Here is a 12,811-nt window from a genome sequence, read left to right on the forward strand (position 1 = left end):
AACGGCGCGGGGCCGCTGGACTCAACCGTCGACTATTCGACCGAATGAGCCGCGCTCCCGCGCCGCTTCCGTGTGACCAGGCAACTGGCGGGCACGCAGACATGTGCCGTCCCCGCCCGGTGGGCTGGGTAGTCAGGCCTCGTCGTGGTCAGGGTAGACGACGCCGATTTGCCCGCGGATCTCGTCGATCATTTCCATCTGTGCGATGGTGTCCTCCCACGGCATGATGGGCGACTCGAGAGAGCCTTCCTGGATGCGCCGTGTGGCCTCGCGCATCTCGTAGCAATACCCTCTTCCGACGAGAGGCCAGGACTCCTCGCGGATTTGCCCCTGGGAATTCGTGACGGTGAAGGACCTCGCCTGATGCATGGGCGAACCGATGGTAATGAAGCCCTCGTGGCCTGAAATAATTGCTTGTCGAGGCCCCTGGGAGACCAAGGATATGGTCATCTGGGCCGCAGCCTTCTCGAATGTGCCCGTGATCTGGGTCAGGGCATCAACATTTCCGCGTTTGATGGTCTGTGCGGTGAATCCGGTTGGTTTTCCGAGGGCCAGCCACGGCCAGTGCAAAACATAACAGCCCATGTCGAGGAGTCCGCCTCCGCCGGCGTCCTCACGCCACAAGCGGTGCGTGATTTCGGTGGGGCCGCGAAAGCCCAGGTCGGCCTGCGCCCATCTGGCCACGCCGATTTCGCCGGACTCGAGGATCTCTGCCACACGTGCCCTGAGCGGATGGAAACGGGTCCACAGCCCCTCCATGACGAATAAACCCTTCTCCCCGGCCAGGCCCAGGACCTCTCGGGCCTGGCGGGCATTCATGGTGAAGGACTTCTCGCACACGATGTTCTTGCCCGCTTCGAGCGCCGCCAGCATATTCTCGTAGTGCTGTCCGTGCGGCGTCCCAATGTAGAGAACCTCCACCTCGGGGTCGGCCAGCAATTTTTCGTATCCGGTGTGCTCGGCGTCGTCCCCGTAGGCCCTGTCGACACCGAATTCCTGGGCGAAGTCATCCGCGCTCGCCTGAGTTCGGGAAGAAACTCCGACGAGGCGGGCATCGGCGAGGGCCCCGATGTCGGGGGTGACTTTCCGGGCAATCGAGCCCGTTGCAACGATCCCCCATCCGAGGGTCCGGCCGGTCGATTCCAAGGGGTTCTGTGTCTCTGCCATGCATCTATACTAGGCAGGCGGCGATGACCGCCCGCGGATGACCCGAAGCAGACCCTCGCGAGTCAGCCTCGGGCCATCTTTCAGGGACGCCCTTGTCAGGCGGTGTCTCTGGTGCGCGAGCTTCTCCACGCCAAGGCGCCGTCAACGAGGACGAAGGCCACGAGCGGAAGCCCCAGAAGGGGAAGGAACCAGCCGATCACCAAGGCGGGGATGCCCACGGCGGGCCATGCCCACCAAGGGGCGCTCCGCAATCCCGATTTCGGAGCCTTCATTCGGGACAACGTCGGACGGCGTTTGAACCACATCCAATAACCGGTCACCACCATCGCGGCGATCCCGATTGCGACGACGAAGAGCACCAGCTGATTGAGCAATCCGAACCAGAGTCCCATGTGGATGTCGATTCCCCACCGGGCCAGCTTCGCCGGCAGCGAGTAGTCGTTCTTGAACGACACCGAATCCACCCGTTCGTACGTCATCGGGTCGATCGTCACGCTGTCCACGTGAGTGGGGTAGTGGCGGTCGACCTCCTGTACCGTCCACGCTTTGTCCATAGACGCTGCCGGTACGATCTCGACCTGGTCCGATCCGATGCCCAGACGCCGCGATGCGCGCATGATCGCATCGTAGCCGGAATCCAGGGGCATCGACATGGAGGACGAATCATCGGAGGCGGCCGCATGTTCTGCGTGACCAGCATGTTCGTCGGCAGGTGTTTCCGCCCCTGTCAATGACGTGCTCGCTTCGGGGGTGGACCAGTCAAGTGCGGCACGAAGTCGAGTGACGTTCTCGCCCCCATAAGTGGACCACGTGATTCCGGTGGCCGAGAGGAACAGCATCGCGACCAGAAGGCCCAAACCCGCCGAATAATGCCACCCCAGCAGACGCTTCCGCCCCTTGACTCCGGGCGTCGGCAACATGGCTTCTCGAATAGCTCGACGTCGGGAAAGCCCTGCACGCAACCGTCCGGTCAGCTGAGGCACCCACAGGATCAGGCCTCCGAGGGCAATAACCCACATCCATGATGCCGCGAACTCGGCGTACAGGCGTCCGGGTTCCCCCAGATGGAGGTTGCGGTGGAGCTGATCGATCCATGTGCGGAGCGGCAGCGAGCTGGAGGAACCGTAAACGGTCAGGTCCCCACGAATTTCCCCGTCGGCAGGGCTGACGAACACGGCCCTGTGGTCAGAAGGGGAAGAACCTTCCGGTGGCGCGAACATGACCCGGGTCGTCATCCCCGGTTGCGGTGCAGGCCGCACAGACGTCAGCGGAGGCGCCTCATGTTCTGTGCTCTCTCGATCAACATGTTCTATGGCCCGTTGCACCTGGTCATCGAGAGACAGGTTCTGGGCCTCGGTGCCCGAGTACAGCTCGTGGGAGTAGACGGCTTTCTCGAGTTGTGGAGCCATAGCGTACAACGCTCCGGAGAGCGCCGCGACCAGAATGAACGGTCCGACGATCAGGCCGGTGAAGAAGTGCAGCCTCAGAACCATGGCCCGGAACCAGCCGCTGCGGCCTCGAGGGGGAGGTGTGGTGTTAGGGCCCGTTTCAGGGCGCGATGTATCGATGGTTGTCATTTTCTGTTCCTCGCATCGGTGCGCGCTTCAGTGCGCGCAGAATTGCGCCGGCCCAGGATGGGCCGACGTCTGTTTCAGCTGAATGCGAGGTGGAGAGGCGGGCCTCGGACCGGATCCAAGGCTCGTGGTTTCCTCTGGGGAAGTGCCTCGGATGTGTCCGGGAAACCGGTAGGGGCAGGCTTGCGGCAAAGGGGAGCAACCCCCATCAGCCGAGCGACCCATGGCAGGATCAGGACCGCGAGGACCCACAGAGTGGCATCGACCGCACCCACGACGGCGGCTGCGAGCACTGTTCCGATCACGTGGGCCAGGAGCATCGGCATGGAACCGTTCCCCATGGTCATGGAGTCTGTGCCTCCGGAAAGCGCATGTCCCGAATGCATCATCCCGACGTGTGCGACCCCGGCCGCCTGGTGCATGTCCGTGCCACCGACGTGCGCCGAGCTGGTCCCGACGGGTGCTCCGCCGAGGATCGAAGTATGGTCTCCGGTGGAGATCGAGCCGATCATGAGAAGCCCGTGAACCGCGAGCTGGCCCAGCCCGAGGAGGGGCAAGCAGGCCACGAAACCCAGCGTGAAGCGTGTGAGGGCGAAAACCGCGCCGATCAAGGGGAGGGAGAGCGCGAGCGCGAGCCCTGAGCGGGGGATATGGCCACCGCCCAGCACGTGGGAGACCGAACCGAGCCAGAGACTGACCCCGACGATGAGCAGAGTGCGCGCGAGACGCCACCCAGTGGATCGACAATCCACGAGTCTCACGGTCTTTGTTGCGGTCACGTCACCAGGTTATACGTCCCCGACGCCCGCGAGGTGGCACTTGTGGGCGATGACAAGGCGACTTTCGATGCCACTGTGCCGCCTCGCGGTAGAGGGGAGGGTCAGGAGTTCTTCAGGCCAGGGAAGTCGCTCTCGCTGAATTCGTGGCCGTAACCCTGCGTCGTCGTGCGTTGACCGCGCGATGAATCGGTCAACTCGCCCTCCGGGCCGTGGAACGCGCGCTCGCGGGCACGGAGCTCGACGCGTCGAATCTTTCCGGAGACCGTCTTGGGGAGGTCGAAGAATTCCAAGCGTCGGATGCGCGCGTACGGAGCCAAATTGGCGCGACAATGCGCCAGGATCGATTCGGCCAATTCCGCGGTTGGTTCGTGTCCTGAATTCAGGACGACGTACGCCTTCGGCACGGCCAGACGCAAAGGATCGGGCGAAGGGACCACGGCGGCCTCGGCAACGGCACGATGTTCGATCACCACAGACTCCAACTCGAATGGCGAAAGCTTGTAGTCGCTTGCCTTGAAGACATCGTCGGCCCGCCCGACGTACGTGAAGTTGCCGCCCTCGTCCCTGCTCATGATGTCGCCCGTGTGGTACACGCCGTTCCGAAAGACCTCGTCGTTCTTGGCGGGATCGCCCTTGTACCGCACCATGAGTCCGACGGGGCGCGGCTCCGTGACGATGCAGACCTCGCCCTCACCGGTTCCTTCGACGACTTCATCCGAGACCGGGTCCACCAGAACGATGTCGAATCCCGGAAGGGGGCGTCCCACGGTACCGACCACGAGCTCCTGCCCCGGCGTGTTCGCGATCTGAACTGTCGTCTCGGTCTGACCGAATCCGTCTCGGATATCGACCCCCCACGCCTCGCGGACGCGGTTGATGACCTTGGGGTTGAGGGGCTCGCCGGCGGCCACGACCTTGCGCGGTGGCGTCTTCAAGGTCGAAAGGTCCGCCTGGATGAACATCCGCCAGACGGTTGGCGGAGCACAGAAACTCGTAATGCCCTCCGCATCCATGGTCTGCATGAGAGCTGCGGCATCGAAGCGCGAATAGTTGTAGATGAATACCGTGGCCTCGGCGATCCAGGGGGTGAAGATGTTGGACCAAGCGTGTTTGGCCCAGCCTGGGGATGCAACGTTGAGGTGGACGTCGCCGGGCTCGAGCCCAATCCAGTACATCGTGGACAAGTGCCCCACGGGATAGGACGCGTGGGTGTGCTCGACCAATTTGGCGCGCGACGTGGTTCCTGACGTGAAGTAGAGAAGCAGGGTCTCATCGGCTGGGGTCGGGGCGTCCGGTGTGAACTCGGTCGTCGCCTCGTGGCTCTCCTGATAGGCGTAATGGCCTCGCCCGGGTATCGCATTCTCGGTCTTGCCGCCTGTCTCGATCACCGAGAATTCCCCCGGAACCTCGGCGAATTTGGCCACGTTCCCTGAATTCGTGAGGATCCAGGACACGGATCCGCGAGCGACCCTTTCCTCGAGATCCTTGGGGCCGAGCATCGTCGTCGTCGGGAGGAGTACTACGCCCATTTTGATGCCCGCGAGCATGCTTTCCCACAGCTCGACCTGGTTGTCGAGCATGAGGATCATACGGTCGCCCCGTCGCACGCCGATCTCGCTCATCCAGTTGGCCACCTGGCTCGACCGGTCGGACATCTCCCGATACGTCAGTCGTTGGGACGAGCCATCCTGCTCGACGACGACGAGCGCGTTCTGGTCCGCGCGTTCCGGAGTCGCTGCAACCGCGTCGAACCAGTCCAGGGCAAAGTTGAAGTGCTCGAACCGAGGCCACTGGAATTCTTTTCGAGCTTCGCGATAATCCTCGCGCAATTCGACAAGGCGGTCTCTGGCCTGGCGGAACTGATCGGTGACGGTCATATGGCCTCCCTCTGATTCGGCTATTGCCTCACGCCACTGTGAGGCAACTCACGTTGTTACACAGTAGCCCAGGGGTGGGCTCGGCAAAAGCTCGAACAGCTTTAAGTCGCGCTGCCACTTTTTATTCGGATGTGCAGGACCTGCTGACCACCGACCACACCGTGAATGCAGCCCTCGCGGTCGGGCCGCAGCTGGAGACATTCCGTCCGGCAGGGTGGTGCCTCCTGTGACCGGATGTCCAGCGTCCTATTTCCACCAGGGGTCGAGGATCGTGACCGGCGTCGTGCGCTTGTGCCGCGTGCGGAGGAAACGGGATTCCAGGGCTTCGGCCTGATCGTCGTGGATCTCTTGTCCCTCCAGGAAGTCGTCGATGACGTCGTACGTGACTCCGAGTTCTTCCTCATCGTGGCGTCCGGGAGTCGAATCCAGAAGATCGGCCGTAGGCGCCTTGGCCCAGAGTCGCTCGTCGGCGCCGAGGTATTGCAGCATTTGGCGATTCTGGCGTTTGTTGAGGCCATAGAGCGGGAGGATGTCGGCGCCGCCATCGCCGAATTTGGTGAAGAATCCGGTGATCGACTCGGCCGCATGGTCGGTTCCGACGACGAGCAGATTCCGCTCGCCGGCCAGGGCGTATTGGGCGATCATGCGCATTCGTGCCTTGACGTTGCCTTTGTTGAAATCGGAAATTTCACGGCCGGTGGTCCGGAGGAACTCTTCCTCGATTCCGCTCGTTCCCGGTTCGACGTCGAAGGTCCAGTTGGTTCGGGGTCGGATGAATTTCAGGGCGAGCTGGGCATCTTCTTCGTCGGCCTGGGTGCGGTACGGCAATCTGACCGCGACGAAGTCGGCCTCGATTCCTTCCTCGGACAGCTTGTCCACGGCAAGCTGACAGAGTCTGCCAGCCAACGACGAGTCGACGCCCCCGCTGATGCCCAGGACGAAGCCGTTCGTGTGGGATTCCTTGAGATAGTCGCACAGGAAATCGACGCGAAGTCTGACCTCCTCGGCGGGTTCGATCCGGGGCTTGACGCCCATTTCTTCGATGATCTGAGCCTGTAATTCGCGCATGCGCCCATGATAGACGCCCGACATTTCAGCAATATTGCGGATGGTTCCTCATTGGCTGGGACATTCAAGTCCAGGTCCGGTATGGTCACGAATAACTGTGATTCACGCCATATTTTGCGGGTGTCATGGTCTCCCACGAGGAAGGGCAAACATGTCAGATCTACCTGGAACCGCTTCCGCGGATGGGCGCTTTACCGAGCTCCCCCATCCCGACGGCGACCTTCTGGACGTGCGTACGTTGCTCAATGAAGAGGAACGTGCGTCATACGACAACATTCGAAAGTACTTGCAGGAAACGATCCGTCCCCAGAGCATCGACTACTGGAACCGCGAAGAATTCGCCTTCGATCTGCTCCCTGGGCTCGCCGAGCTGGGGCTCGGAGAGCTCGAGCTATCGGATACCACTTGGCTGTACAGGGGCCTCGTTTATGCCGAGATGGCCCGCGCCGATGTGTCGCTCTCGGCTCTCGTCGGTATTCACAATGAATTGATCGTCGGAATGATCAACCAATTGGGGTCCGACGAACAACGCGAGAAGTGGTTGCCGAAATTGCGTCGCTTCGAAGCCATCGGTGCATTCGCGCTGACCGAACCCGAACATGGCTCGGACATCGCTGGCGGAATACAGACTACGGCCACACGTGTCGGCGACGAATGGGTCATTCGCGGCAGCAAGCGCTGGATCGGGGCGGGAACGATCGCCGACTTCGCACTGGTCTGGGCTCGTGACACGGCCGACCATCAGTTCAAGGCTTTCTTGGTCGAGACGGATCGGCCGGGATACACCGCGAAAAAAATCGCGAACAAGATCGGCCTGCGCATCATGCAGAACGCCGATATCGAGCTGGACGACGTCCACGTACCCGCCGAGAATCACCTGCCCCTTACCGTGGATTTCGCGAGCGTCAACGAGATGCTCAGGAACTCCCGGGTATGGGTCGGATGGCAAAGCTACGGATTGCAGATGGCTGCCTTCGATGTCGCCCGCTCCTACGCGCTGAACCGTGAGCAATTCGGGCGACCGCTCGCCAAATTCCAGCTCATTCAGCAGTCGCTCTCCGAGATTGCCGGCAACGCCCACGCGACTCTCGGGCTCATGATTCAAGTGGCTCGTGAACAACAGGCAGGCGCTCTGCAGATGATGCACGCAGCCTTGGGCAAATCCACGGGCACGCGTCTGACCCGAGAATCGGTGGCCAAAACCCGCGCGCTTCTGGGAGGCAACGGCGTAACCAGCGATTTCGAGGCCGGCAAGATCTTCTGCGACGCCGAAATTCTTTACACGTACGAAGGAACATACGAGATCAACTCGCTCATTGTGGGTCGCGCGATCACGGGCGTCTCCGCATTCGTGTAAGCGAGTCCCCAGGACCGGCGGCCGGGATCCGCGGCCGCATCCATCATTCAAGGAGGACAAATGGACGTCAATGGAATTTCTGCGATCGTCACGGGCGGTGCGTCCGGATTGGGCCACGAAACCGCGCGGGCCCTGGTCGACAAGGGCGCACATGTCTACGTTTTCGATCTGGGGCAATCCATAGAGAAGGCCGAAAGGCTCGATGGCCTTACCTACGTCGAGGTCGATGTGACGGACCCGGATTCGGTGAGAACCGGCGTCGAACAGGCCGTAAACGGTGGCACCGGGCCGCTTCGCGTTGCCGTCAACTGTGCAGGGATCGGAAATGCGGGTCGCGTACTCGGTAAGAACGGGGTTCACGACTTCAAGGCATATACGGCCGTGATCACGGTCAATCTTATCGGCACCTTCCAGGTCTTGGCGCTCGCGGCCGAGGCCATCGCGAAAACCGAGCCCGTGGACGAGGACGGCCAGCGCGGCGTCATCATCAACACCGCGTCGGTGGCCGCTTACGAGGGACAGATCGGCCAAGCGGCCTACGCCTCCTCCAAGGGCGGCGTCGTCGGACTGACTCTCCCCGCAGCAAGAGACCTGGCCAGCAAGGGTATCCGTGTGAACACGATTGCCCCCGGAATCGTCGATACGCCCATGATGGCCGGAATCGACCCGAATTTCCGGGCATCCCTGGAGAAGTCGGTGCCGTTCCCACACCGCTTGGCGAAGCCAGTCGAGTACGCCGAACTGGCCTTGGACATCATCGGTCACGACTACCTCAACGGCCAGGTGACCCGCATGGACGGCGCAATCCGCATGGCACCCAAGTAAATCCCGGACCCCGATATCGAAACTCCATCACAAGGAGCACATATGCCTGAGGCTTACATCGTCGACGCCATCCGTACGCCCGTTGGGCGCCGAAAAGGCGGACTCGCCTCGACCCACCCAGTGGATCTCGCGGCCGTTCCCATCCGAGCGGCCTTGGAACGCACGGGGGTCGACTCGGAAGAGTTCGATGAAATCATTCTCGGCTGCATCGACCAGGTCGGCCCTCAGGCGTTCGACATCGCCCGCACTTCGTGGCTCGCTGCCGGTGGGTCTGAGGCCGTCCCGGGTACGACGATCGACCGTCAATGCGGTTCAGGCCAACAAGCCGTTCACTACGCCGCTCAGGCAGTGATGTCCGGTACGAGTGACCTGGTTCTTGCCGGCGGGATCCAATCGATGAGTTCGATCCCCCTCGGATGGGCGAATACCGCAACAAACCAACTCGGGTTTCCGAATCCTTTTGCGGGTTCCGAGGAGTGGGGCAAGCGTTACGGAGACCAGGAGATCTCCCAGTTCCGCGGCGTCGAGCTCATGGCCGAGAGGTGGGGATTCACCCGGGACGATGTGGAAACCTTTGCCGCCGAATCCCACCGACGCGCCATTGCGGCATGGGAAGCCGGGGTCTTCGACGAGGAGATCGTCCCGGTAAGCGATGTCGTCCGCGACGAAGGTCCTCGCGAGCCGAATCGAGCCAAGATGTCCGAGCTTGACCCCATCGTTCCGGGAGGCATCCACACGGCAGCCTCCGCTTCGCAGGTCTCCGACGGGGCTGCCGCTGTGGTCATCGCTTCGGCCAATGCGGTCGAGAAATTCGGGCTGAACCCACGAGCGAGGATCCATCACCTGTCGGCCCGTGGTGATGATCCCGTACAAATGCTGACCGCGCCGATTCGCGCGACGAGACGCGCACTCGAACGGTCAGGGATGACCCTCGAGGACATGGACGCGATCGAGATCAACGAGGCTTTCGCCGGGGTGGTTCTGGCCTGGGCACGAGAGCTTGAACCGGATATGGCCAAGGTCAATCGGCGGGGAGGAGCCATTGCTTTGGGCCACCCCATTGGCGCCACGGGAGCCCGCCTCATGACGACGCTGCTTCACACGTTGGAGCAGACCGGCGGACGATTCGGTCTCCAGACCATGTGCGAAGGCGGAGGGCAGGCCAACGTGACCATCATCGAGCGATGGGGTGAATGAGATGAAGGCAATGCCGGAAGTCAGTACGTTTGAGCAGGTCCGTGCCGCGCGAGAAGAGAGCATCGACGCCGCTCTCGCCCGAAGCGCCGCCCGGTCGGACCTGCACATCGCCCTGAAATTCGAAGGCCGCGAATGGTCCTACCGGGACTTCGACGCCGCGGTCACGGCCGCCGCCCGGATACTGCGGTCCCAAGGATTCGACGAAGGGGCACGGATCGCGTTCTACGGCAAGAACTCCGACGCGTTCCTGATCGGCTTCTTCGCCACGTTGCGGGCAGGATACGTCCACGTGCCCGTGAACTTCGCCCTCACGGGCAACGAGCTCGCACATATCCTGAAGGACAGCGGAGCCTCCGCGGTATTCACGGATCCTGGGCTACGGGAGACAGCGGAGAGAGTTCTGGGCGACGTCCCGGCTGAGTCCGTCCAACCGCTCTTCGGGGAGCCCGGTGCGTTGCTGGAACGAGTCATGGAAGACTTCCCGGACGAATTCGGCACAAACGGCGCGCGGCCCGAACCTCTCGGCACGCCTGTCCAATCCGGTGGCGACGTCGCCCAATTGCTGTACACCTCCGGAACCACATCCAAACCCAAGGGTGCCGTTCACAGCCACAATAGTCTGAGGGCCCAATACGAGTCCTGCATCACGGTCCTTTCCCTCGGCCCCGAGGACGCGCCCCTCATCGCGATGCCTCTCTACCACTCTGCCGCGCTCCACGTTTTCGCGGTTCCGTACCTGCTGATGGGTGCGACCGTGCGCCTTCTGGAGAAACCGGATATTCCGGAGATCCTCGAGCGCGTCGAGAAAGAGAAAATCGGTTCACTCTTCTTGGCACCCACGGTGTGGGTCCCGCTCGCAAACCACCCTGATGTGGACCGGCGCGACTTGTCGAGCTTGCGCAAAGTGCAGTACGGAGCATCGATCATGCCGGTCGCGGTGTTGGAGAAATTGCGCTCGCGGTACCCGGGGATCGGGTTCTACAACTGTTTCGGACAATCCGAATTGGGGCCACTGACCTGCGTCCTCAAACCCGAAGAACACGACCAGCGCCCGGCGTCGTGTGGAAAGCCCGTCCACAACGTCAGGGTGCGGATCATGACCGCCGACGGTCTGCGTGCCCGAGTCGGCGAACCCGGCGAAATCCAGTATCGGGGGCCCCAGGTCTGCATGGGTTACTGGAACATGCCCGAGGCCACGGACGAAGCCTTCGAGGGCGGTTGGTTCCACTCGGGTGACCAAGTGGTCATGGACGACGCCGGGTACATCGAGGTCGTGGACCGAATCAAGGACGTCATTAATACCGGTGGGATATTGGTTGCGTCCCGAGAAATCGAGGACGTGATCTACCGGTATGAAGGCGTCGCCGAGGTGGCGGTTGTGGGAGTCCCCGACGAGCGTTGGATCGAAGCCGTCACTGCTTTCATCGTCCCGCGGGAAGGGGCGTCGTTGGACCAAGCCGAGGTGATCGCTCACGCCAAGGAGCATCTCGCGCCGTTCAAAGTACCCAAACGCATCGAAGTCGTCGCGGAACTGCCCCGTAACCAATCGGGAAAGATCCTCAAGAGAGACCTGCGTTCCGTCTAGTGGCGCAGGGGTTCGGAGTCCGGTGTGCCGCTGGCGAGCCGGTAGACTGTGAGCCGAGTTACTGACCTGACGCCCGTGGCCCTTCACCGACGAAGAGGCCCGGTCGGCGTCGAGCCACACGGGACAGAGAATCCAACAACCCTGAAGGAGGGACCGTGAACGCGGTAAACCCTGAGATTTCCTACGATCTGACCGAGCCCGTCGACACGGATTATCTGGATGTGTTTTCCGATGCGACCGACGAAGACCGCAAAGCATGGAATGTGGCCCGGCAGTACGGGCGGGAAATTCTTCCGCTGGTCAATGGATACTGGGACCGTGCGGAATACCCTCTGGACCTGGTACGTCGAATCGGGGAGCTCGACCTCATGACCGATGGTCTGGATGTACCCGGCCACCGGAAGCTCTCACCGTTGGCGGCCGGTCTGGTGACGATGGAACTGTCCCGATGGGATGGTTCCATGGCCACGGCCGTTGCTGTCCAAGGCGGGTTGGCTCTGCGCTCCATTGCCTTGTTCGGCTCCGAGGACCAGAAGAAGAAATACCTTGACCCGCTGGCGGACGCGAGTTTGCTGGGATCTTTCGCTCTGACCGAACCAGACCACGGATCGGACTCCGTGTCCTTGGAAACCCGGGCAGTCAAGGACGGCGACGAATACGTCATCACCGGTGAGAAGAAATGGATCGGCAACGGTGCCTCGGGTGGCATCACAGTGGTTTGGGCGCGCGACGAGGAGAACAACGTACGCGGTTTCATCGTGGACCAGGAATCCGAGGGCTACGACGCCGAGGTGATCGAAGGCAAAGGCACCCTGCGAGCCATCTACCAGGCCCGCATCAGCCTCAACGACGTGAGAGTTCCGGCAGAGAATCTCCTTCCGGGGGTCAAGAACTTCAAGGACGTTTCCGTGGTCCTCGTGCAGACCCGTGTCGGGGTTGCCTGGTCCGCATTGGGCCACGCGATCAGCGCATACGAGACCGCCCTGCACTACAGCCAGCAGCGCATCCAGTTCGGAAAGCCGCTCGCGAAGTTCCAGATGATTCAGGAACGCTTGGTCGAAATGCTCTCCGAGATCACGGACATGCAGCTCATGGCGGCGCGGATCGCCAAGCTCCAGGAAGCAGGGACCCTGAGGGACCAACAAGCAAGCTTGTTCAAAGTCCACAACACCACGAAAGCGCGGAAGGTTCTCGCTACCGCACGCGACATGCTGGGCGGCAACGGCGTGCTCCTGGAAAACCACGTGATCCGCCACATGTTCGACATCGAGGGTGTTCACACATACGAGGGAACCGAGAACATCCAGCGACTCATTGTCGGTCGCGACATCACGGGGCAATCCGCCTTCGCATAAAGGACACCGCGAGAAGGGCCCGGTCCA

General features: G+C 62.0%; 10 protein-coding genes. 5 read left to right on the forward strand and 5 right to left on the reverse strand.

The window, feature by feature from the left end:
* Positions 1 to 132 precede the first annotated feature (132 nt).
* The 5 genes from EWR20_RS09110 to nadE form a co-directional block, all read right to left on the reverse strand.
* Complete coding sequence (locus EWR20_RS09110) at positions 133 to 1,167, reverse strand: Gfo/Idh/MocA family protein (RefSeq protein ID WP_129360346.1); 1,035 nt, start codon at positions 1,165 to 1,167, stop codon at positions 133 to 135.
* A 95-nt stretch (positions 1,168 to 1,262) separates the two neighbouring features.
* Positions 1,263 to 2,744, reverse strand: a complete 1,482-nt coding sequence (locus EWR20_RS09115; protein WP_129360347.1) for a PepSY-associated TM helix domain-containing protein — start codon at positions 2,742 to 2,744, stop codon at positions 1,263 to 1,265.
* Positions 2,745 to 2,818: 74 nt separating this feature from the next.
* Complete coding sequence (locus tag EWR20_RS09120; protein ID WP_129360348.1) at positions 2,819 to 3,520, reverse strand: hypothetical protein; 702 nt, start codon at positions 3,518 to 3,520, stop codon at positions 2,819 to 2,821.
* A gap of 101 nt (positions 3,521 to 3,621) precedes the next feature.
* Positions 3,622 to 5,397 carry an AMP-binding protein gene (locus tag EWR20_RS09125; RefSeq protein WP_129360349.1) on the reverse strand — a complete coding sequence of 592 codons (1,776 nt, stop codon included), beginning with the start codon at positions 5,395 to 5,397 and terminating at the stop codon, positions 3,622 to 3,624.
* Positions 5,398 to 5,643: 246 nt separating this feature from the next.
* Complete coding sequence (gene nadE / locus EWR20_RS09130; protein WP_129360350.1) at positions 5,644 to 6,465, reverse strand: ammonia-dependent NAD(+) synthetase; 822 nt, start codon at positions 6,463 to 6,465, stop codon at positions 5,644 to 5,646.
* A gap of 151 nt (positions 6,466 to 6,616) precedes the next feature.
* Here nadE and EWR20_RS09135 point away from each other — a divergent pair, with 151 nt between their 5' ends.
* From EWR20_RS09135 to EWR20_RS09155, 5 genes are all read left to right on the forward strand, one after another.
* Complete coding sequence (locus tag EWR20_RS09135; protein ID WP_129360351.1) at positions 6,617 to 7,822, forward strand: acyl-CoA dehydrogenase family protein; 1,206 nt, start codon at positions 6,617 to 6,619, stop codon at positions 7,820 to 7,822.
* Between the two features lie 60 nt (positions 7,823 to 7,882).
* Positions 7,883 to 8,647: an SDR family NAD(P)-dependent oxidoreductase gene (locus EWR20_RS09140; protein WP_129360352.1), complete on the forward strand. Its 765-nt coding sequence runs from the start codon at positions 7,883 to 7,885 to the stop codon at positions 8,645 to 8,647.
* Positions 8,648 to 8,689: 42 nt separating this feature from the next.
* On the forward strand, positions 8,690 to 9,844 hold the full coding sequence (locus EWR20_RS09145; RefSeq protein ID WP_129360353.1) for an acetyl-CoA C-acetyltransferase: 1,155 nt from the start codon (positions 8,690 to 8,692) through the stop codon (positions 9,842 to 9,844).
* A 10-nt stretch (positions 9,845 to 9,854) separates the two neighbouring features.
* Positions 9,855 to 11,429 carry a fatty acyl-CoA synthetase gene (locus EWR20_RS09150; RefSeq protein WP_129360354.1) on the forward strand — a complete coding sequence of 525 codons (1,575 nt, stop codon included), beginning with the start codon at positions 9,855 to 9,857 and terminating at the stop codon, positions 11,427 to 11,429.
* A gap of 155 nt (positions 11,430 to 11,584) precedes the next feature.
* A complete protein-coding gene (locus EWR20_RS09155; RefSeq protein ID WP_238147685.1) occupies positions 11,585 to 12,784 on the forward strand; it encodes an acyl-CoA dehydrogenase family protein in 1,200 nt (399 codons plus the stop codon).
* The last annotated feature ends 27 nt before the right edge of the window (positions 12,785 to 12,811 follow it).

The organism is Rothia uropygioeca (assembly GCF_004136585.1).
GTDB lineage: Bacteria > Actinomycetota > Actinomycetes > Actinomycetales > Micrococcaceae > Rothia.

Bases quoted from the DNA above. Each gene is read 5' to 3' on its own strand.
- EWR20_RS09110 (WP_129360346.1), bottom strand. From the start codon at position 1,167: ATGGCAGAGACACAGAACCCCTTGGAATCGACCGGCCGGACCCTCGGA.
- nadE (WP_129360350.1), bottom strand. From the start codon at position 6,465: ATGCGCGAATTACAGGCTCAGATCATCGAAGAAATGGGCGTCAAGCCC.
- EWR20_RS09115 (WP_129360347.1), bottom strand. From the start codon at position 2,744: ATGACAACCATCGATACATCGCGCCCTGAAACGGGCCCTAACACCACA.
- EWR20_RS09145 (WP_129360353.1), top strand. From the start codon at position 8,690: ATGCCTGAGGCTTACATCGTCGACGCCATCCGTACGCCCGTTGGGCGC.
- EWR20_RS09135 (WP_129360351.1), top strand. From the start codon at position 6,617: ATGTCAGATCTACCTGGAACCGCTTCCGCGGATGGGCGCTTTACCGAG.
- EWR20_RS09150 (WP_129360354.1), top strand. From the start codon at position 9,855: ATGCCGGAAGTCAGTACGTTTGAGCAGGTCCGTGCCGCGCGAGAAGAG.
- EWR20_RS09125 (WP_129360349.1), bottom strand. From the start codon at position 5,397: ATGACCGTCACCGATCAGTTCCGCCAGGCCAGAGACCGCCTTGTCGAA.
- EWR20_RS09140 (WP_129360352.1), top strand. From the start codon at position 7,883: ATGGACGTCAATGGAATTTCTGCGATCGTCACGGGCGGTGCGTCCGGA.